Here is a 19,715-nt window from a genome sequence, read left to right on the forward strand (position 1 = left end):
CTAGGGATATATGCATACTGCACATGACTGACGACTACGGATTCGGGACGCGCTGTGTCCACGCCGGCCAGGAGGAGCCGGACCCGGTCACAGGGGCGCGCGCGCCGCCCATCTATCAGACCTCGTCGTATGTCTTCGAGGACGCCGACACCGCGGCCGACCGGTATGCGCTGGAGGACGACGGCAACGTCTACTCGCGCTTTGACAACCCCACCGTTCGGATGCTCGAAAACCGCATTGCGTCGCTCGAAAACGCCGTCGACGCCGTCGCGACCGGGTCAGGGATGGCCGCCCTCGACGCCGGGACGTTCGTCCTCGCGGCCAACGGCGACAACATCGTGACGGCGTCCTCTATCTATGGCGGCACCCACTCCTATTACTCCAATACCGCCAGCCGCCGGGGCATCGAGACGCGCTTCGTCGACACGCTCGACCCGGACGCCTACGCCGAGGCCATCGACGAGGACACGGCCTACGTCCACTTCGAGACCATCGGCAACCCGTCGCTCGTAGTGCCGCCGATTGAGGAGATTGCCGAGGTCGCCCACGACCACGGCGTCCCCGTCTTCGTCGACAACACGTTCGGGACGCCGGCGCTCTGTAACCCGCTCGACCACGGCGTCGACCTCCTCTGGGAGTCGACGACGAAGTGGATACACGGTTCCGGGACCACTGTTGGCGGTGTCCTCGTCGACGGCGGCTCGTTCCCCTGGGACGAGTACCCCGAGAAGTTCCCGGAACTGGGCGGCGAGAACGAGGCTTTCGGCAAGAACTTCTCGGAGGCCTTCGGCGACCGCGCGTTCTCCGTCGCCGCCCGTCAGCGCGCCCTCCGCTCGCTTGGCGACGGCCAGAAACCGTTCGACGCCTGGGCGACCCTTCAGGGGGCCGAGACGCTCTCCCTGCGGATGGAGCGCCACTGCGAGAACGCGATGACCGTCGCGAGACATCTGGACGACCACCCCGAGGTCGCCTGGGTCACCTATCCCGGGCTGGAGAGCCACGAGACCCACAATCTGGCACAGCAGTACCTCTCGGGCGGGTTCGGCGGCATCGTCACGTTCGGCCTCGAAGGCGGCTTCGACGCCGGGCGGCAGTTCTGCGAGGAGACGGAGCTCGCGCAGTTCCTCGCCAACATCGGCGACGCCAAGACGCTGGTCATCCACCCCGCTTCGACCACCCACGCCCAACTCAGTGAGGCGGAGCAGCGCGCCAGCGGCGTCACGCCGGACCTCCTCCGGTTCAGCGTCGGCATCGAAGACGCCGAAGACATCATCGCGGACATCGACGACACGATCGAGCGAATCACATGAACGCCGAACACAACACCATCTCGCTCGGTGCGTTCGAGTTCGACTGCGGGGAGACGATTCCGGATCTGGAAATCACCTACGAGGCCTACGGGGAGTTCGACGGTGACAACGCGGTGCTTGTCTGTCACGCCCTGACTGGCAGCGCCCACGTCGCCGGTCGCGACCGTGTCGACAGCGCCGACCAGGCCCGCGCCTGGTGGGACGACATCGTCGGCCCGGGCAAAGCCATCGACACCACGAAGTACTACGTCGTCTGTGCGAACGTCCCGGGCTCGTGCTACGGGTCGACGGGGCCGAAAAGCGAGAACCCGGAGACAGGCGAGCCCTACGGCACCGACTTCCCGCCGGTCACCGTCACCGACTGGACCGAGGCCCAGCGCGCGCTGCTTGACGAACTCGGGATTCCGCACCTCCACGCGGTCGTCGGCGGTAGCGTCGGCGGCATGAACGTCATCGAATGGGCCAAGCGCCACCCGGACCACGTCGACCGAATCGTCCCCATCGCCGCCGCCGCACGGCTGGACACGCAGTGCCTCTCGCTCGACGCCATCGCCCGCCGGGCCATCACGACCGACCCGAACTGGAATCGGGGCCACTACTACGGCGAGGACGACGAGCCACCCAGTGACGGGCTGGCGCTGGCCCGCCAGCTGGGCCACGTGATGTACCTCTCGAAGGCCTCGATGGAGCGCCGCTTCGGTCGCCGCGCCGCCGGGCGGGACGCCGTCCGCACGTTCCCCACCGACGCCGCGGGGGCCTTTTTCCCGTACCGGGACGTGGAGTCGTATCTCGACTACAACGCCGAGAAGTTCACCGAACGCTTCGACGCCAACAGCTACCTCTACCTGACGCGGGCGATGGACAACTACGACCTCGCCGCCGGGTTCGAGTCCGACGCGGACGCGCTGGCTGCCTTCGACGGCGACGCGCTGGTGATGTCCTTTACCGCCGACTGGCACTTCACCACCCAGCAGGCGGAGGCGCTGGCCGACTCGCTCCGGGCGGCCGACGCGAACGTCGCCCACCACGTCATCGACTCCGACCACGGCCACGACGCCTTCCTCGTCGAACCGGACAACGTCGGGCCGCCGCTGTCTGACTTCCTCGACGCGGGCGTCGACGGCAAGGCTGTCACCGACTCGGTAGTCGAGGACAGCCAGGAGAGCGACTTCGCGCCGGTCCACAACAGCCTGTTCTCGCGGTAACGGTGCGGGTGCCGTTCGCCGACAGGCGGGTTTGCTGGCCCCGATTCGGCTCGTCAATCATGCATATTCTGACCCACGGTAGCATTTAACACATTTCGGCACGACTATTTCTGTGTATGGCTGACATGACCACGAACATCGAAAGCGAGGAGTACTCGTTCGGACAGACGGTGTACGACGAGGACGGCACCGAACTCGGGACCATCCGCGGGTTCGACGAACACGGGTTCTACGTCACGGTTGAGGACGGCATCGAGGCGATGTCGAGTGAACATCTCAGTGCCGGGGCCGCGGGCCAGGCCGAACTGATGTGGCGCTGCTGGGAATGCGGCGAGATGGGGCAAATCGAGGACATTCCTGATGAGTGTCCGTCCTGCAACGCGCCAAAAGAGGACATCTACTACTGGCAGGAGGATTGAAACTACGCCTGCTCGAATCGCTCGGCGACGGCCGGTCCAACCGTCTCCTGTACTGTTTCGACGGCTGACGGCGGGAGCGAGAACCGCAGCGTCGTCCAGTCGAGTTCGAGAATCGCCTGCCCGTCTTCATCACCGATGACTACGTACACCAGACTCCCGCCGTAGACTCGTGCCAGGGCGTCAAACGTCGCTGCTGTCACTGGCACCGTTCCGGTCGTGTGGGTATCGGTGGCCGAAACATCGGTGTGGCCCGCGAGCGTCTCGACAGCGAACCGTTCGTGCTGGGGTGTGTCTCGCCGTCCGACACCGAGGTGGACAAACGCCTTTTCGGGAGACCGCTGTGATGCGTCCAGCACCGCTGCGAGCACGTCCAGCCCGACCGCTTCGTCCGGGTCGGACAGTTCGAAGCGACGCCTGGTTTCGTCTTCCGGCCAAGTCGGACCCGGTTCGCCGCTGCCACCGATGCCCTCCCACGCCGTGACGATTGTCTCGGTCAACCGGTCGATACCGATCTCGTCGATGGCCCGAACTACCGCCTCGGCGTCGTCGGAGTCGCCCATGCTCGTTCATTCATCGCTTGCCGCCAAGTGCGTGCTGATTCCGGCACGCCGGTGGTAGGTTTTTGTTCGGGCCGTCCCTGCGAGGTGGTATGGATATCGTCGTCGTCGGGGCCGGAAGTCTGGGCAGCCTCATCGGTGGCCTGCTCGCCCAGGAACACGACGTGACGCTGGTGGGCCGCGAGCCACACGTCGGTAGCGTCAGCGAGAACGGGCTCTCAGTGGTTGGGGCCGAGGAGTTTCGGGTCCAGCCGACCGCACAGACGACGGTCCCGGCCAGCACCGACCTCGCGCTGGTGACGGTCAAGGCCTACGACACCGCTGCCGTTGCGACGGATCTCGCGGACTGCACGCTCGACGCTTGCCTCTCGCTCCAGAACGGGATGGGAAACGAGGAGCGGTTAGCCGCCGAACTCGACTGTCCGGTGCTGGCGGGGACGTGTTCCTACGGCGCGCGACTTCGAGAACCCGGCACCGTCGCCTTCACCGGCCGCGGCGAAATCGTGCTGGGAGAGCGCAACGGCGGCCGGTCCGCAGTTGCTGACGACGCTGGAGCGGCGTTCCGTTCGGCAGGCATCGAGACGACCGTCGCGACGGATATGCCGACCCGCCTCTGGGAGAAACTCGCGGTCAACGCCGGCATCAACGCGGTGACGGCCCTCGCCCGCGTGGAAAACGGCGCGCTGGCCGACTCGCAAGCCGACGCCGTCGCCGCGAACGCCGCCCGTGAGACGGCCGCCGTCGCCCGCGAACAGGGAATCGAACTCTCGGACGAGCGTGCGGTGTCGCTCGTCGAGCGCGTCGTCGACGACACCGCCGCCAACCACTCGTCGATGTACCAAGATGTCTCGGACGGTCAGCAAACCGAGATAGGCGCTATCAATGGCTACGTCGCCGACGCCGCCACAGAGCCAGTTCCCGTGAACGAGACGCTTGCCGGGCTCGTCCGTACGTGGGAGCGACACCGCGAGCGGTAGGTTCTGGAATCACACAACGACTATATACACGTCTCCTATGTGTGTCTCACATGATTCCACAAACCGACGGAGCGCGGCTCGGCGCGCCGCGTAGTGCTCCCAGCGGGACTGCTTCGTGTACCACAGCGAGGAGGACACCGGAATGACAGCGGACGACGCGGCCGGGAACCGCATCGTCGACTACGAACTGTTCGAGGTCCCGCCCCGCTGGCTCTTCCTCCGACTGGAGACGGCCGACGGCACCGTCGGCTGGGGCGAACCTGTCGTCGAGGGCCGGGCACACACTGTGCGGGCGGCCGTTGAGGAACTGCTTGACAGCTACCTCATTGGGGAGAACCCCGAGAACATCCAGGACCACTGGCAGGCGATGTACCGCGGCGGCTTCTACCGCGGCGGCCCGGTCCTGATGTCCGCCATCGCTGGCATCGACCAGGCGCTGTGGGACATCAAGGGCAAGCAACTCGGCGCGCCAGTCCACCAGCTTCTGGGCGGGCAGGCCCGGGACCGCATCCGCGTCTACCAGTGGATTGGCGGCGACGAGCCCTCCGACGTGGCTGACGCTGCCCGCGAGCAGGTCGACGCCGGATTCACGGCGCTGAAGATGAACGCGACGCCCGAAATCGAGCGCGTCGACACCCCGGCGACGGTCGAGGCCGCTGCGACCCGGCTCCGTGAGGTCCGGGAGGCCGTCGGCCCCGATGTCGACATCGGCGTCGACTTCCACGGCCGCGTCACGAAGCCGATGGTCAAGCGCCTCGCGTCCGCGATGGAGCCCTACGAGCCGATGTTCATCGAGGAGCCGGTGTTGCCGGAGCACAACGACGCGCTGCCGGCTATCGCCGCCCACACCGACATCCCGATTGCGACCGGCGAGCGGATGTACTCGCGGTGGGACTACAAAGAGGTGTTCGAGAACGGTGCTGTCGACGTGATTCAGCCCGACCTCTCCCACGCCGGGGGCATCACCGAGGTGTACAAAATCGCATCGATGGCCGAGGCCTACGACGTGGCGATGGCCCCGCACTGCCCGCTCGGCCCGGTCGCGCTGGCGTCGTGTGTGCAGGTCGACGCCTGCTCGCCGAACGCACTCATTCAGGAGCAGAGCATCGACATCCACTACAACGAGACCACTGACGTGCTGGACTATCTGGCCGACCCGTCGGTGTTCGACTACGAGGACGGCTTTGTCACCGTCCCGACCGATCCCGGTCTGGGCATCGAGATCGACGAGTCGTTCCTCCGGGAGCAGTCCGAGAAAGACGTCGACTGGCACAACCCCGTCTGGCGACACGACGACGGCAGCGTCGCCGAGTGGTAGTCCGGCTACGATTCCTCGTTGCACTCCCCTGCCAGCGACTGTGTGGTGACAGTACGGCCACGCACCAAAGGAAAGGGCTCATATCCCGCGCCCGATACGTACCTGTATGGCCTCCTCAACGTCGTGGAAGCGCGATTTCGCGAGCGGCCTCATCGTTCTGTTGCCCCTGCTGGTGACGGTCTACGTCATCCTCTATCTCTACTCTATCCTCGCATCCGCAGCGGTCATCCCGGCAATCGACAGCGAGCTGCTAGCGGCGCTTGGACTCCCTTCGGGAACGTCGTCTGTCGAACTCGCTCGGGTGTTTACCACGCTGATTATTTTCATCCTCATCGTGTTCTCCATCGGCTATCTGATGCGGACGGCCTTCGGCGACATCGTCGAACGGGCCATCGACGACGCGATGAACCATGTGCCCGGACTCCGGGTGGTGTACAACGCCTCGAAGATGGCGGTCGAGACGGCTGTCGGGGGCACCGACGAACTCCAAGCGCCAGTGAAACTCGAAGTGTGGGACGGGATGCGGATGACGGCGTTCAAAACGGGACAGACGACCGACGACGGCCGCGAGGTGCTCTTCCTGCCGACCGCGCCGAACATCACGACCGGCTACGTCGTCGAAGTCGAACCCAGCCGCTACGAGGAAATCGACGAACGCGTCGAAGAAGCACTGACACGCATCCTCAGCGCCGGATTCGGCGACACTGAGCGCAGTACCGCCACGCCGATTCCAGTCGCCGACGAGGACGACCTCGCGGACGACTAACAGCGCCGCTCACTGCCCTCTCAGACGTAGTGGAACCACTCTTCGCGGTCACCGCTCTCGATGACGTCGAAGAAGGCCGACTGGAGTTCGTCGGTGACCGGCCCTTTCGTCCCTTCGCCGATCTCGTTGTCGTCGACGCTTCGGATGGGCGTGACCTCTGCCGCCGTGCCGGTGAAGAACAGTTCGTCAGCGGTGTATAGCTCACCGCGGGAGATGGTCGCTTCCTCGTGGACGGTGTAACCCATCTCCTCGGCGAGCGTGATTGCGGTGTTGCGGGTGATGCCTTCGAGAATGCTCTCGGCCAGTCCGGGCGTGTATATCTCGTCGTCCCGGACCATGAAGATGTTCTCGCCCGGACCTTCGGCGACGTTACCTTCCTTGTTCAGGACGATGGCCTCGGTGTAGCCGTTTCGGCGAGCCTCCTCGCCGGCGAGCATACTGTTGACGTATAGTCCTGTGGTCTTGATGTTGGTCGGGATCTGGCTGGAGGCGTGCTTGCGCCAGGACGACACCATCACGTCGACGCCCTCTTCCAGCGCTTCCTCGCCGAGATACGCGCCCCACGGCCACGCTGCGATGGTGGTTTTCGTCGGGCAACTCTTCGGGCTCACGCCCAGCGAGTCGAAGCCGTAGTAGACGATGGGGCGGATGTAACACGACTCGAACCCCTCCGTCTCGATGAGCTCCGTCGTCGCTTCAGTGAGTTCCTCCTTGCTGAACTCGATGTCGAGGTCGTAGGGCTTCGCGGATTTGTACAGGCGGTCCAGGTGTTCCTCCCAGCGGAAGATGGCCGGTCCCTGTTCGGTGTCGTAACAGCGGACACCCTCGAAAACGCCGGTCCCGTAGTGCAGCGCGTGGGTGAGAACGTGGGTCTGTGCGTCCTCGAAGTCGACGAACTCGCCATCCATCCAGATCCGGTCGGTCCCTTCGAACATCTCTGGACGGTCGCTCATCGCACGACCCCTCCGGTGCGTCGACAGTCGCAGTGCCCGCGCGTGGTGCCTCCTGCTGTCTCGTCGTGTGTCATATCTACCCCATTGATTCCCGTGGTTAAGAGTGTTGACGGTCGACCCGTGCCACACCCGCTCATTCGGGGACACATCTCTGGAGTGCGCCGCAGATACGGCGTCGTGGCGCTCGGTCCCCACGGCGAGCGAGGAGTGCAGAAATCTTTACTCGCCGCCATCCGTCCACCCCTGACATGTCCGAGTCCACGCTGAAACGGTCCCTCCATCGAGGCGTTGCAACGCTGCTGGTCCCGCTTGGCCTGCTCCTGATTCAGGCCCAGGTTATCACGCGTAACCTTGCTGGCGTCGTCGAATCGCCGCTCCCTGGTCTTTCCCGCGCCGTCGGTACCGCTTTCGTCGTCGGTGCAACGCTGTATCTCCTCGCCAGCGGCCTGCGACAGGTGTACAGAGCGGCTGATACGCCTTTCTAACCTTATCGCGGATCGTGGTCCCAAAATCAGTCGCTGGCTGTCTCGTCTTCCTTCCACGTACTGCGAAGCAGCGGTCCATCCACCCGTCGGCTTCGCTCTACAGCGTGACTTCGTTCTAAGAGTCCGACTGCGTCTCACACTCTTCCGGGTTCGCCAGCGCGGACGACGACCGTATCCGCGATGATGTCACCAAGCCGCTGCTTGCGGTCCGTGACAAGAACGGCAACGAAGCCGATCAGGTAGAACGCCGGCAGCACGTCGACGATTCGCAGGAGGGTTCTAATCGCCGCCGGCCCATACTTGATAGGGTCGCCGTCTTCCGTCACGACGACGATGTCGAGAGCCATCTTGCCGATCGTCTGGCCGTACTGCCCTTCGAGGTAGATGTAGTACCCGAATCCGATGAGAAGGCCGAAGAGATTCCCGAGCACTCCGAGTCGAATCTGCCCGAGGACGCCGATGATGGCTGAGGAAGCGATGCCGATAACCACGATGTCGAGTATTATTGCGGCGACACGCCGCCAGATAACGTCTCCCTCCGTACCATTTCGGGCTGTGGGCGTTCGAACCAGGCCATACTCACCAACTGACACCAAAATGATATAAACCTATGTCCCGCTCCGCTTTGGACTCCGTTACTCGAACCGCTCCAGCAGACTGGCCCCTTCGACGTACACGAGTCCCTCGCGCTCGGCGTAGGCCCGTGCCGCTGCCGGGGGGAGCGCCGCGCCGGTCTCGTCGTCCAGCATCTCACAGACGACGGCGGCGTCGGGCAGATCGGCCGCTGCCGCGAGCGCGAGCGCGAGTTCGGTGTGTCCCTCGCGGTCGGCCAGGCCGTCCGGGGCCGCCCGGAGGAGGTGGACGTGGCCCGGCGACCGGAAGGCATCGGTGAATGCGTCGGGGTCAGGGTCCGCCGCGACAGCGGCCAGTTCCCGGATTGTCAGCGAGCGGTCATCGTCGGTAATGCCGGTGAACGTGTCGCGGTGGTTCACCGTCAGGGAAAACGAGGAGCGCTCGTCGTACGCGAGGTCGTGGTCGGCCGCAGTCGGGTGGGCGAGGACCTCCTGCATGAACGGCAGTTCCAGCGCGTCGGCGACGCGGTCCGAGAGGGCGACACAGACGAGGCCGCCGGCGTCGTTTCGCATGCGAGCGACGGCCTCGGGGGTGACAGCGCCGGCCGGGTAGACGAGGTCGGTTTCGCCCTCACGGTCAGCGGCGTCGTGGATGAGCACTGGCTCGCCGCGGGCGAAGGCCGCGACCGCATCGGCCACGCTGTCGGCGTCGACGGCGGTTTCCTCACTCCGAGACATGCACGATCACCTCGTCGCCGTCGGCCAGTTCCAGCACCTCGCGGAGCTTCTCCGGCGCTATCACTTCGAGTTGCTCCTCGCCGTGGTGGGTCCGCTCGGGCGCGATGACGTGGGCCGGCTCGTACTCGCCGTCGCTGCCCTCTATCGAGGCGGGGTAGCAGTACGCTGGGCCGTAGGTCCGTTCGTCGTCCTCCCAGCCCTCGATGGTGACGGGCTCGATAGCGCTCATCCGTGCCCGCTTGCGAACGCTCTCGGCTGTGAGTTCGAGATTGAGCGTGCCCGCGAACGGCTCGTACCCCAGCCGCTCGATGAACTGTTCCATGTAGCCCGGCAGCGTGATGTAGTGGCGACCCTCCCCCATCCCCGAGGTGACGACGCCGGTCAGGTCGACGCTGGCGTCGGCTTCGAAAATGCGCCGGTAGTCAGCGTACTCAGACTGGAGGCGGCGCTCACCGTCGGCGGTCAGTTCGACCTCCTGTCCGTCGCTAACGATGTTCCGGGCCAACAGTCCGGCGTCTTCGAGCCGCTGGAGTCGCCGCGAGGCGGTCTGGTTCGAGGCGTCCAGCCGGTCTCCGAGGTCGGCACAGGACACCTTCGTCGACTCGTCGAGCGCACCGTCGAGGGCGAGCAGTTTCAGCGTCGCCAGCTCGTCTCGACCGACGCCCTGTCCCGTTGATTCAGCCATGCAGTCAGGTAGGGATTCCCGCCGGATAAGCATACCGAAGGTGGAATGCATTCCATATTTGGAACGGTTACAAACTCGAAACGCGTTGGCGAAAAGCGTGTGTAACAGTAGGTAGCTGAATACGCTTCAATGCGCTGGCTCACACGTTCGGGCCTTTTAGCGCGGGGAACGCTGGCTCTCGGGGTCACTCAGTACTCAACGAGCGCATCCTGTTGCCAGAACTCGCTCGATTTCTCCAGTTTCGGGACCCAGGTGTTCTCATCTTCGGCCAGCATCGCCACGCGGGAGTCCTCGACTTCCTTCAGCACGTCGTGATTTGGGAGGTACTCGCCCATCTCCTGTGTGAACGCCCGGACCTCGCTGTGGTCGGGCATCGAGTCGCGGTCGAGGCGGCCCCGCGAGTGGCCGACGTGCATGTACGCCTTCATCTCGACGAAGTCCGCGTCCGCCCGATCACACATCGCCGCGTACCACTCGGGGTGGTGCATGTTGTGGCCCTTGACCAGCGTCGTCCGGATGACCGTTCGGGTGTCGTCCTTCTCGGCCAGCACATCCAGCGTGTCGATGAGCGAGTCCCAGGCGTCGTCCTCCATCGCCTGCACCGTTGAATCGAACGTCTGGCGGTCGGCGGCGTCGACGGAAACGTACAGTTGCGTGGGGTCACACCGCTCCAGCATCTCCGTGTTGGTCCCGTTGGAGACGAGGAACGTGGTGATGTCGCGGTCGTGGAACTCCTCGATGAGTTCCGGGAGGTGCGGGTAGAGCGTGGGCTCGCCGTCCAGCGAGATGGCGACGTGGCGCGGTTCCATCGCCTGGTCGAACACCTCGCGGGGCACCTCGTCGTTGCCGCCGAAGCCCGACAATAGTTTCCGCTGGAGTTCGACGGAGGCGTCGGCGACCGCCGCGGGGTCGTCCCACTCCACGTCACCGAGTTCGTAGGCGTGGCCGGCGTGGTCGCGCCAGCAGAACACGCACCGCTCGTTGCATTTCACCACCGGCGTCATCTGGATGCAGCGGTGGGACTCGATGCCGTAGAAGATGTACTTGTAACACTTCCCCTCCCCGCGCAGGGCGTTTTTCGTCCAGCCGCAGGTCTGGGCGGCCGTGTGGTTCTCGCTGTGGTAGGCCGGGTCCGAGACCTGTTTCGGACCGCCGTCGGCGTCACTCATTGCTGTCGGCTTCAGCAGCCAGCGGCAAAAACTGTTGGGAGATGAGTTGTGGCTGCTCTTCGGCGGATTGGGTCTTCATACTACCCCACAATTGAACTCTTCCAAGTATTATCCACTCTAATATATTGTCAGTATAAGATACTTACCAATTCAATAGCTTTAATTGAGAGGCGTATATATCATGCAGATGTCCACGGGTGGAATGGCTCTCGTGGTGCGGTGCTGTTCCCCGTAGGGGGGGGAAGGTGCAAACAATGTCAGAAGACGGTTCAGGAGACGATAGTCTCTCGATTGACAGGCGAAACGCTCTGAAAATGCTTGGAACAGCTGGTGTCGCGGTGGCCGGCACGGGACTCGGGTCGATCGCGTTCTCGGGTAACAGTGCAGCGGCGACAGTCGACATCGGCGCGACGAACCCGGGCAGCGTCACAAACGACCGGGGTGACCTGAGCAAGGTCACCATTGACCCGACGTTTCGGGTGGAGTGGTCCGATCTGGACACTGCCGTCGGAAAGGTGTTCTACGTCATCGAAGGCCGGACCAGGGACAACGGCAACTGGAGCGACTGGTCGCCGGTGTTCCGTTCGACGCCGTGGCTGACACCTGGGTCGCTCCAGGGTGCAGACGCGTCGAAACCAGGGACCAGCGGCCATCTCGAGTTTTCGGACCCACTGTCCGCGATTATGAACCGGTCGTCGGCGAGCCGAGACAACGACAATCCCAGTCCCGGCTTCGGATCGACCGGGAAGGCAGAGGATCCACGGCCGCTGCCCCGCCCCATCGAGGTCGTCAACGAACTCGGTCGCCCCGACTACGAGAACGCGGACTACTCCGACATCAACGGCGTCGACGCATCGTCGTACTTGGCTGGGAACTCAATGGGCGGCGCGAATAGTGCATATTCGAACCTTGATAGCGGCGAACTCTCCCGGACAGAGGGTGGAGCTGTCGAATACGGCGACTCGTCTCTGGATGACAACGGCGGGACGCTTCCGCTGGTCAACAACTTCCCCGGCGCCGAAAGTGGCTATTACGGCGCGGCTGACGACACGTCCCGGTTCGACGTCGACGAGGACGGTGCTTCAGACACCGATACCGTCGAAATCAGGTACACGTTCGCGCTCCAGCGGTTGAATACCGGGTCAGCCAATCTCGGAGACGACCCCTCTGGCATCGGATACACCCCGGTCAGTTCGTTCACGCAGAATCCGCTATCAGACTATTCAACTATCGAAGAAGCTGTTCGCGAGGACCCACACCTCGAAAATGTCCGTCCGGAAGACGTCAACACGGGGAACTCCGAACTGGTGATGGACGGCACCGACGACTACCCGTCGATAACGAACAACGGCGCGAACTCAGCAGCGTCGAACGTCTACGACGCATATCAGGCAATCGCCGATTCCCATCCGGCCGTCATCAGCACTACTGCACAGTTCACTGTCACCGTGACGAACGAGGCCGGTGACAGCGGTGTTACCGGGGACACTAGTGCGGGCGCAAGCGGCGGCGGACAGTAACTACACTTCGGGAAGCGGCCCTCTCCATCTGAATGAGCACAGACCTCTCACTGCTGTCACCACGGGCCTTGGTTTTGACTGTCGCTGTTGTTGTCGCGCTACTCGGTATTGGATTCGGAGTGTCACCGTTCAGTGGCGGTGACCAGCAGCCCAGAGAGGGGCCAGCAAACGAGACAGCACTCTCTGGTCCACAAACAGCGACGCCCGGCGGCGGTGCTGGCCCGCAGCAACCGGCACAGACAACACCGACAGTGACGGCTACGCCTGAATCCGAGACACCGGCGGAATCAACGGAACCTGAGCCGGAAACTGACAGCGGAACAGGCCCAAGCGACACGACCGCTTCGAGCGGCACAGGTGGCGACAGCAGCGACTCAACTGGTGAGTTGAACACACCGCAAGCAGGTGGGGAACCGAGCTCTGGAGTTGAGGGGTCGACAAATGCCAGCGCCCAGTAATGCCGTCCTATCCGGTAGTTGCTGTAGGCGGTCTGACTCTGGCTGGTAGTTCAGGAAAGCTCAGCACTCGCAAAGTAGCCGGTTCTGGTTCGGGAGAGGTCAGCAGTTCACGTCAGCTTGACGATGGGGTTGCTCATGTGGTGACCGACGACGTTGCCATTTTCCATGATTCGGTCGTAGCCATCGGCATCGACTTCGATTCGCGTCTCGCTGTCTTTCTGCATCAGATAGAGTGTTTCGCTCATACACCTGTGGATGCCCCTGATAGACAAGACCAGAACTACTAGGTGTATAGATACGCGCTGTGATGCATGCTATATGTATCAAATCCGGCCGGAAATGTATCTCAGCCGGAAGATTTTGGGGGCTGCGGATAGTGAGTACACTAGTATGGGAGTACTTGACACAGTCTCCGAGCTGTTCGGCTCCGGAGAACAGCACTACCGATTCCGCTGTGACGACTGCGGGACCGAGTTTGCCCAGCGCGTAGCGACGGTCGAGGACCTGACCTGCCCGGACTGTGGCGCTGAGACGGTGCGGCCGGCCGAGGCGGCGTGAGACCGGTTTCGGTCGGCATGCAGCCGCTCCTCAGCGGCCCAGGTCGTAGAACTCGTCGTTCGGGCGGATGTCGGCGAGCTGTGCGAGGCGGTTCGAGAGGTTGAAGAAGGCGGCGACGCTGCCGATGTCCCAGATCGCGCGGCGGCTGTAGCCGTGCTCCGCTAGCCGTTCGAGGTCCGTGTCCTCAATGCGGGCGGGCGACTCGGTCAGCTTCACCGCGAAGTCGAGCATCGCCTTGTGGGTCTCGTTGATGTCGGCCGTCCGGTGGTTCGCGGCGACCTGTTCGGCGAGCTTGGGCGCGTCGGCGTAAATCCGCAGGAGCGCGCCGTGGGCGACGATGCAGTAGAGACAGTCGTTGACGCCGCTGACGGCGACGATTATCAGCTCGACCTCCTCGCGTTCTAGTTCCGTCTCCTCGACCAGGGCGTCGTGGTACGCGAAAAACGCCCGGAAATGCGAGGGGCGGTACGCCATCGCCGGGAAGATGTTCGGCGTGAAGCCGGCGCGGTCGGTCTCTTCTTCGATGCGATCCTGCAGGTCCTCGGGGAGGGCGTCCACATCTGGCGTCTCGAACCGTGTCATCACCGTGTCGGAGTCTGCCATACCACCTGTCCGTCCGGCCCCGGCTTGAAAGTTGGCTGCTTGCTCAGCCATGGGCGGCGAAAGCCGGTGTATAGTTCTTCCGGGGACGTGGTACGAGGTTGAACAGCCACGCCGGCGCTTTTGACAGACGGCACGAGGATTCGCATGCATGTCAACGACGACAGAAACGACACAGACCTACGATGTCAGTACCGGCAACTGGAAAGCCGGCGTGCTCGGCGGTATCGCCGGAAGCGCCGTCATGGGCGCGTTGATTCTCGTGATGAACACCGCGACGCTCGCCGTCGCAATCCCATCTCTGTACGGGCTCGCCCCGCCGCCGAGCCCGGCGGCTGGCCTCGTCGTCCACCTCTCGCATGGGGCTGTGATGGGCGTGATGTTCGCGGGACTGGCGAGCCTGCTACACACGGACTCGACCGGGAAACTGCTCGGTCTCGGCGTCGGCTGGGGTGTCGTCACGTGGGCCGTCTTCGCCGCGCTCGTGATGCCAGTCTGGCTCGGCGCGGTCGGCTCGCCGGCCTCGCCACCGTTCCCGAACTTCGCGCCGCCGTCGCTGCTGTGGCACGTCGTCTACGGGGCCGTCCTCGCGGTGGTCTACGCTGTGGCCGCTGACCGACTTTGACACGTGCTCTCCGTTACTCCTCCTGAAACACGGTCCACTGGCGCTCATCGGTCCCGGCGTCGGCTATCGACTCAACCTTCTCGCGCTGCAGGTCGCCCAACTGTGCCGTTGCCAGCCGAACCCACGACAGGAACTCCCCGCGGAGCCGCTCTCGGACTACCTCTGGCGGCTGTGGGGTGTAGACGTACACGTGGCCGCCTTCAGGTCTGATGCGCCGGCGCTTCTCGACAACGCCGAAGTCGGCGAGGTGGTTGAGGTGCCGCGCGACGACGCTGCGGTCGTAGCCGATCTGCTCGGCCAGCTCCGCCACGGTCAGCTCGCCGCCCTCCATCACGCAGAGACAGACATCTAGCTCGGTGCCGGACATGTCGAAAACGGTCTGTAGCAGGGTTTCGAGCGACGGCTCGCTGACCGCCGTTTCCGCCGTCTCGACCGCCGCCATCGGCCCGTCACAGCAGTTCGGGCGGTTGTGTCCGATGCCGACGCCGCCGCAGGTGTCACACTCGAACAGCCGCGTCTCGTCAGCGGGAGGTGTCATGCGACGGCCTACTCGCCCCGCCGGTAGAAGCTTCAGGTATACTCGGAGTAACTCGCACGGGTGCCCGCGGACCGCGTCTTGCGCCCCGTGACATAGATGTTAGTCCAAAGGTCTAAGCCCTCCCGGGACCGAATACGATTCACTATGAGCACTGAAACCGAGGACGCCAACGACCTGCGCGAGCGAATCACGAACTTCCTGCGCCGCAACTTCCCCCAGATTCAGATGCACGGCGGGAGCGCGGCTATCGAGGAGATCGACCGCGAGGAAGGCAGCGTCACGATCCGCCTCGGCGGCGCCTGTTCCGGCTGTGGCATCTCGCCGATGACCATCCAGGCCATCAAGACGCGCATGACCAAGGAGATCCCGGAGATCAACGAGGTCACCGCCCGAACCGGGATGGAACAGCAGGAAGGGATGTCCGGCGGCAGCGGTGGCATGAGCCCGTCCTTCCCCGGTGAATCTCGCGGCGGCGACATCGGCGGCGACGAGGACGAAGGCCCTGAAGCGCCGTTCTGAGGCCAGCTTTCTCCGTTTTTTGTCAATGGATAGCTGCAGGTGCGGAAGCGCCTGTGTGGGTCGCCGGTGCTGCACCAGCAAGCCACACAGATTAAGACGACGGGGCCAGACCGCGAGGATATGGAGACGGTCGACACGGTTGTCTGGGCGCTGTGGGCGATGTTGCCGGCGTACATTCCGAACAACGCCGCGGTCCTCGCCGGTGGCGGCAGACCGATAGACGGCGGCCGAACGTGGGGCGGGCGGCGAGTGCTGGGCGACGGCAAGACGTGGCGCGGGACGCTAATCGGAACGGTCGCCGGGACGCTACTCGCGCTCGGACTGACCCAGATCGCGCCCAGCGTGAGCGCCGCGCTGGGGGCCGACCTCCCGACGTTTTCTCTCCGTGCAGGATTTGGACTCGCCTTCGGCGCGATGCTCGGGGACATCGGCGCGTCCTTCCTCAAACGCCGGACGGGACGGGAGCGCGGGGCGGCGTTCCCCGGGCTGGATCAGCTGGACTTCGTCGTCGGGGCGTTGCTCTGTGCGCTCGTGGCCGCGCCGTCGTGGTTCACCGAGACGTTCACGCTCCCGGTGCTGGTCGCCGTCGTCGTCGCGACGCCGGTGTTACACGTCGTCACCAACGGCATCGCCTACCTGCTCGGCCTGAAAAACGAGCCGTGGTAACTCGCAACCGTTACCCCCAGAGCTACATATCCAGCGCCTGAACTCGCTCCCGATGGTCCTGACCGATTCTCTCCCGGTCGTTCGCCGTGCTCCGCCGGCCATTCGACGCGCGTCGGCTGCCGGCGTGCTCTGTACGGCGGTCTTTCTGCCGGTCATGTACGTGTTCCTGCACGCGTACGTGGTCCTCACCGTAAGTATCGGTCCCGTCCACACACTCAATAGACTGATCGACTTCGCCCTGGTCGCCGGCGGTGCGACGACGTTTGTCGCGGGGTTCGTCTCGCAGTGGGTGCTCGGAACTGTGCTCGCCGAGACGACTACGTAGCGACATCGAATCGACGAAGAAGTGCGCTTTTACGCGCTGGCCGAGGAGTGTCGAGTATGACAACACGCGGCGAGACACTGCAACTGGCGACGCGGGGCTCGGACCTCGCGTTACGCCAGGCGGAGACGGTCCGGGACGCGCTGAGCAGTCGCCGGCTCTCGGTCGAACTCGTCGAAGTGGAGACGACGGGCGACCAGATCCGGGACGAACTCATCCACCGACTGGGCAAGACCGGCGCGTTCGTCCGGAGCCTCGACGAGAAGGTGCTCGACGGCGAACTCGACGCGGCAGTCCACTCGATGAAGGACATGCCGACCGAGCGGCCCGACCGCCTCGTCGTCGCGGGGGTCCCCGAGCGGGCCGCTGCCGAGGACGTGCTAGTCACGCCGGATGGCCGCTCGCTCGATGAACTGCCGGACGGGGCGACCGTCGGCACGTCGAGCCTGCGACGGAAGGCGCAGTTGCTCGCCGAGCGCGACGACCTCACCGTCGAACCGCTCCGAGGCAACGTCGATACGCGCATCGCGAAGCTGCTGGCCCCGTCGCTCCAGCAGGAACATCAGGAGCGCCACGAGGCTGAACAGGAGCGGAAGGGCAACGCCGGCGACCCTGACACCGACGAGGAGGAAGAACACCCCTACGACCGCACGGTCGAGGAGTGGTTCGACGACCTCACCGAGTTCGAGCGGCGAGCGATGGAACGGGACCCGGACACCGAGTACGACGCTATCGTGCTGGCGAAGGCGGGGCTCCACCGCGCCGGGCTCACGCGCTACGTTGGCATGTCCGACCTCGACCCCGACCGGTTCGTGCCGGCTCCAGGGCAGGGCGCGCTGGCGGTGACTGCCGTCGACGGCGACCTCGCGCTGGACATCAAAGACCGGCTCGACGACCCCCAGACGCGCGTCGAGACGACCGTCGAGCGGACGATTCTCGAAGAGCTCGGCGGCGGCTGTGTCGCGCCAATCGGCGTCCACGCCCAGCTCGAAGGCGGCGTCGTCCACACGCGAGTGCGCGTGCTCTCACAGGACGGCACCGAGGAGGTTTCGGTCGGCCGCGACGTTCCGGCCGAGCGACACATCGACGCGGCACAGGACCTCGCGGCTGAACTCGCCGAACGGGGCGCTGATGACCTCATCGCCGAGGCAAAGCGGGACTCGACGGAAGCCGACGACGACGCCTCGACGGCGCGGGAGGAGGGCGAGGAATGACGGAGGCTGCACCCGGCAAAGTGTACCTCGTTGGCTCCGGTCCCGGCGACCCGGACCTGCTGACAGTCAAGGCAAAGCGCCTGCTGGAGGAGGCCGACGTGGTGCTACACGACAAGCTCCCCGGCCCGGAAATCATCGGGATGATTCCCGAGGAGAAACGCGAGGACGTGGGCAAACGCGCCGGGGGCGAGTGGACGCCACAGGAGTACACCAACGCCCGGCTGGTCGAACTCGCTGAGGACGGTAACACCGTCGTCCGGCTAAAGGGCGGTGACCCGATGGTGTTTGGACGCGGTGGCGAGGAACTGGCCCACCTCGCCGAGAACGGAATCCCTGTCGAAATCGTCCCCGGTATCACGAGCGCTATCGCCGGCCCCGAAGCCGCGGGGATTCCGGTCACACACCGTGATTACACCTCCTCTGTCTCCTTTGTCACTGGCCACGAAGACCCCACAAAGGACGAATCAGCCGTCGACTGGGATGCGCTGGCCGCGACCGGCGGCACGCTCGTCGTCCTGATGGGCGTCGGTAAGCTGCCCCAGTACACCGAGGCCCTGCGCGAGGCGGGGCTAGATTCCGACACCCCTGTGGCGCTCGTCGAGCGGGCGACCTGGCCCGACCAGCAGGTCGCCACCGGGACGCTGGAGACTATCGTTTCGGTCCGTGACGAGGCCGGTATCGAACCCCCCGCTATCACCGTCATCGGCGAGGTGGCCGGCGAGCGCGAGCGGGTGGTGGAGTTCCTGGAGGGGTACTGATGCGCGAGAAAACCCGCCTCCGGGTGGCCGCCTTCCGCCCGGCCGACGACCGCCTCGACAGCGCGGTCGAACTGCTGGAATCGCTCGGTGCCGACCCGGTGCCCGACCCCATGCTGGCGGTTGAATCAGCCACCGAAGGGGATGACCCGGTCACACCCCGGACCGACGCCGACTACGTCGTCCTGACGAGCAAGACCGGCGTCGAACTCGCCGCCGAAGCCGGCTGGGACCCCGGCGAGGCGACGGTGTGTGCCATCGGCGATTCGACTGCCGAGGCGCTTCACGAAGCCGGCTACGGCGTTGATATCATCCCCGCCGAGTACTCTTCGACGGGACTTGTCGAAACGCTGTCCGGGGCGGTGGCCGGCGCGCGAGTCGAAGTCGCCCGGTCGGACCACGGCTCTGCGGTGCTGACTGACGGGCTGGAAGACGCTGGGGCGTACGTCCACGAAACCGTGCTGTATCGGCTGGTCCGGCCGCCGGAATCGGGCGAGTCAGCGGAGCTGGCAGCCAGCGGCGACCTCGACGCCGCGCTGTTCACCTCCTCGCTCACTGTCGAGCACTTCCTCGATGCGGCCGCCGAGCGCGGCGTCCGCGAGGCCGCAATCGATGGCCTGAACGCAGCGACCGTCGGCGCAATCGGCGAACCGACGCGGGAGACGGCCGAGGACGCCGGCATCTCGGTCGATGTCGTTCCTGAGCAGGCCGACTTCGAGGCGCTGGCCTGCGAGGCCGTCGAGGCGGCGGCTCCGACACATCACGAATAACGGCTCTGGTGTGGAT

Annotated in this window: 25 protein-coding genes; 16 read left to right on the plus strand and 9 right to left on the minus strand. The window is 64.8% G+C overall.

Features of this window, described 5'->3' with window-relative positions:
• Positions 1-23: 23 nt before the first annotated feature.
• From C437_RS17350 to C437_RS17360, 3 genes are all read left to right on the plus strand, one after another.
• On the plus strand, positions 24-1,310 hold the full coding sequence (locus C437_RS17350; protein WP_004518303.1) for an O-acetylhomoserine aminocarboxypropyltransferase/cysteine synthase family protein: 1,287 nt from the start codon (positions 24-26) through the stop codon (positions 1,308-1,310).
• Positions 1,307-2,515 carry a homoserine O-acetyltransferase MetX gene (metX, locus tag C437_RS17355; protein WP_004518304.1) on the plus strand — a complete coding sequence of 403 codons (1,209 nt, stop codon included), beginning with the start codon at positions 1,307-1,309 and terminating at the stop codon, positions 2,513-2,515. The genes C437_RS17350 and metX overlap by 4 nt, the downstream gene beginning before the upstream one ends.
• Before the next feature lie 116 nt (positions 2,516-2,631).
• Positions 2,632-2,934, plus strand: coding sequence for a DUF7130 family rubredoxin-like protein (locus C437_RS17360; protein WP_004518305.1), 303 nt, complete (start codon positions 2,632-2,634; stop codon positions 2,932-2,934).
• A gap of 2 nt (positions 2,935-2,936) precedes the next feature.
• On the opposite strand, the gene C437_RS17365 is transcribed toward C437_RS17360, so the two are convergent.
• A complete protein-coding gene (locus C437_RS17365) occupies positions 2,937-3,494 on the minus strand; it encodes a hypothetical protein (RefSeq protein WP_004518306.1) in 558 nt (185 codons plus the stop codon).
• 89 nt (positions 3,495-3,583) lie between these two features.
• Between C437_RS17365 and C437_RS17370 the strand changes: the two genes are divergently transcribed.
• The 3 genes from C437_RS17370 to C437_RS17380 all read left to right on the plus strand — a co-directional run bounded on the left by C437_RS17370 (position 3,584) and on the right by C437_RS17380 (position 6,552).
• On the plus strand, positions 3,584-4,468 hold the full coding sequence (locus C437_RS17370) for a ketopantoate reductase family protein (protein WP_004518307.1): 885 nt from the start codon (positions 3,584-3,586) through the stop codon (positions 4,466-4,468).
• Positions 4,469-4,610: 142 nt separating this feature from the next.
• Positions 4,611-5,786, plus strand: coding sequence for a galactonate dehydratase (gene dgoD / locus C437_RS17375; protein WP_049919880.1), 1,176 nt, complete (start codon positions 4,611-4,613; stop codon positions 5,784-5,786).
• 106 nt (positions 5,787-5,892) lie between these two features.
• Complete coding sequence (locus C437_RS17380; RefSeq protein WP_004518309.1) at positions 5,893-6,552, plus strand: DUF502 domain-containing protein; 660 nt, start codon at positions 5,893-5,895, stop codon at positions 6,550-6,552.
• 20 nt (positions 6,553-6,572) lie between these two features.
• Here the strand turns inward: C437_RS17380 and C437_RS17385 are convergent, their stop codons facing one another.
• Entirely contained in the window at positions 6,573-7,505 is a 933-nt protein-coding gene (locus C437_RS17385) for a branched-chain amino acid transaminase (protein WP_049919881.1), read from the minus strand.
• A gap of 248 nt (positions 7,506-7,753) precedes the next feature.
• Between C437_RS17385 and C437_RS17390 the strand changes: the two genes are divergently transcribed.
• Positions 7,754-7,990, plus strand: coding sequence for a hypothetical protein (locus tag C437_RS17390; RefSeq protein WP_004518311.1), 237 nt, complete (start codon positions 7,754-7,756; stop codon positions 7,988-7,990).
• Between the two features lie 134 nt (positions 7,991-8,124).
• Here the strand turns inward: C437_RS17390 and C437_RS17395 are convergent, their stop codons facing one another.
• From C437_RS17395 to twy1, 4 genes are all read right to left on the minus strand, one after another.
• Positions 8,125-8,583, minus strand: coding sequence for an RDD family protein (locus C437_RS17395; RefSeq protein ID WP_004518312.1), 459 nt, complete (start codon positions 8,581-8,583; stop codon positions 8,125-8,127).
• Between the two features lie 42 nt (positions 8,584-8,625).
• Positions 8,626-9,300 (minus strand): 3,4-dihydroxy-2-butanone-4-phosphate synthase, encoded by a 675-nt coding sequence (gene ribB / locus C437_RS17400; RefSeq protein WP_004518313.1) that lies wholly within the window; start codon positions 9,298-9,300, stop codon positions 8,626-8,628.
• Complete coding sequence (locus C437_RS17405) at positions 9,287-9,985, minus strand: DUF120 domain-containing protein (protein WP_004518314.1); 699 nt, start codon at positions 9,983-9,985, stop codon at positions 9,287-9,289. Before C437_RS17405 ends, ribB begins: the two co-directional genes overlap by 14 nt.
• Positions 9,986-10,173: 188 nt before the next feature.
• Positions 10,174-11,154 (minus strand): 4-demethylwyosine synthase TYW1, encoded by a 981-nt coding sequence (gene twy1, locus C437_RS17410; RefSeq protein ID WP_004518315.1) that lies wholly within the window; start codon positions 11,152-11,154, stop codon positions 10,174-10,176.
• 254 nt (positions 11,155-11,408) lie between these two features.
• Here twy1 and C437_RS17415 point away from each other — a divergent pair, with 254 nt between their 5' ends.
• Positions 11,409-12,674, plus strand: a complete 1,266-nt coding sequence (locus C437_RS17415; protein WP_139175257.1) for a twin-arginine translocation signal domain-containing protein — start codon at positions 11,409-11,411, stop codon at positions 12,672-12,674.
• Between the two features lie 565 nt (positions 12,675-13,239).
• On the opposite strand, the gene C437_RS20730 is transcribed toward C437_RS17415, so the two are convergent.
• Entirely contained in the window at positions 13,240-13,377 is a 138-nt protein-coding gene (locus C437_RS20730) for a hypothetical protein (protein WP_004518317.1), read from the minus strand.
• 145 nt (positions 13,378-13,522) lie between these two features.
• Between C437_RS20730 and C437_RS17420 the strand changes: the two genes are divergently transcribed.
• Positions 13,523-13,690, plus strand: a complete 168-nt coding sequence (locus C437_RS17420; RefSeq protein ID WP_004518318.1) for an FmdB family zinc ribbon protein — start codon at positions 13,523-13,525, stop codon at positions 13,688-13,690.
• Positions 13,691-13,720: 30 nt separating this feature from the next.
• Here the strand turns inward: C437_RS17420 and C437_RS17425 are convergent, their stop codons facing one another.
• Positions 13,721-14,293, minus strand: coding sequence for a peroxidase-related enzyme (locus C437_RS17425; protein ID WP_004518319.1), 573 nt, complete (start codon positions 14,291-14,293; stop codon positions 13,721-13,723).
• A 148-nt stretch (positions 14,294-14,441) separates the two neighbouring features.
• Here C437_RS17425 and C437_RS17430 point away from each other — a divergent pair, with 148 nt between their 5' ends.
• Positions 14,442-14,915 (plus strand): DUF6789 family protein, encoded by a 474-nt coding sequence (locus C437_RS17430; protein ID WP_004518320.1) that lies wholly within the window; start codon positions 14,442-14,444, stop codon positions 14,913-14,915.
• A gap of 13 nt (positions 14,916-14,928) precedes the next feature.
• Here C437_RS17430 and C437_RS17435 read toward each other — a convergent pair whose 3' ends face one another.
• A complete protein-coding gene (locus C437_RS17435; RefSeq protein WP_004518321.1) occupies positions 14,929-15,453 on the minus strand; it encodes a helix-turn-helix domain-containing protein in 525 nt (174 codons plus the stop codon).
• Positions 15,454-15,597: 144 nt separating this feature from the next.
• Between C437_RS17435 and C437_RS17440 the strand changes: the two genes are divergently transcribed.
• The 6 genes from C437_RS17440 (at position 15,598) to C437_RS17465 (ending at position 19,699) form a co-directional block, all read left to right on the plus strand.
• The gene (locus C437_RS17440; RefSeq protein ID WP_004518322.1) at positions 15,598-15,972 is read left to right on the plus strand and encodes a NifU family protein; all 375 of its coding nucleotides are present in this window, start codon (positions 15,598-15,600) and stop codon (positions 15,970-15,972) included.
• A 120-nt stretch (positions 15,973-16,092) separates the two neighbouring features.
• Complete coding sequence (locus tag C437_RS17445; protein WP_004518323.1) at positions 16,093-16,638, plus strand: CDP-2,3-bis-(O-geranylgeranyl)-sn-glycerol synthase; 546 nt, start codon at positions 16,093-16,095, stop codon at positions 16,636-16,638.
• A gap of 52 nt (positions 16,639-16,690) precedes the next feature.
• Positions 16,691-16,963, plus strand: a complete 273-nt coding sequence (locus C437_RS17450; RefSeq protein WP_004518324.1) for a hypothetical protein — start codon at positions 16,691-16,693, stop codon at positions 16,961-16,963.
• A 56-nt stretch (positions 16,964-17,019) separates the two neighbouring features.
• Positions 17,020-18,174: a hydroxymethylbilane synthase gene (gene hemC, locus C437_RS17455; protein WP_004518325.1), complete on the plus strand. Its 1,155-nt coding sequence runs from the start codon at positions 17,020-17,022 to the stop codon at positions 18,172-18,174.
• Complete coding sequence (cobA, locus tag C437_RS17460) at positions 18,171-18,932, plus strand: uroporphyrinogen-III C-methyltransferase (protein WP_004518326.1); 762 nt, start codon at positions 18,171-18,173, stop codon at positions 18,930-18,932. Before hemC ends, cobA begins: the two co-directional genes overlap by 4 nt.
• Positions 18,932-19,699 (plus strand): uroporphyrinogen-III synthase, encoded by a 768-nt coding sequence (locus tag C437_RS17465; RefSeq protein ID WP_004518327.1) that lies wholly within the window; start codon positions 18,932-18,934, stop codon positions 19,697-19,699. Before cobA ends, C437_RS17465 begins: the two co-directional genes overlap by 1 nt.
• Positions 19,700-19,715: the final 16 nt, after the last annotated feature.

The sequence above is a fragment of the Haloarcula vallismortis ATCC 29715 genome (genome assembly GCF_000337775.1).
Classification (GTDB): Archaea; Halobacteriota; Halobacteria; order Halobacteriales; family Haloarculaceae; genus Haloarcula; species Haloarcula vallismortis.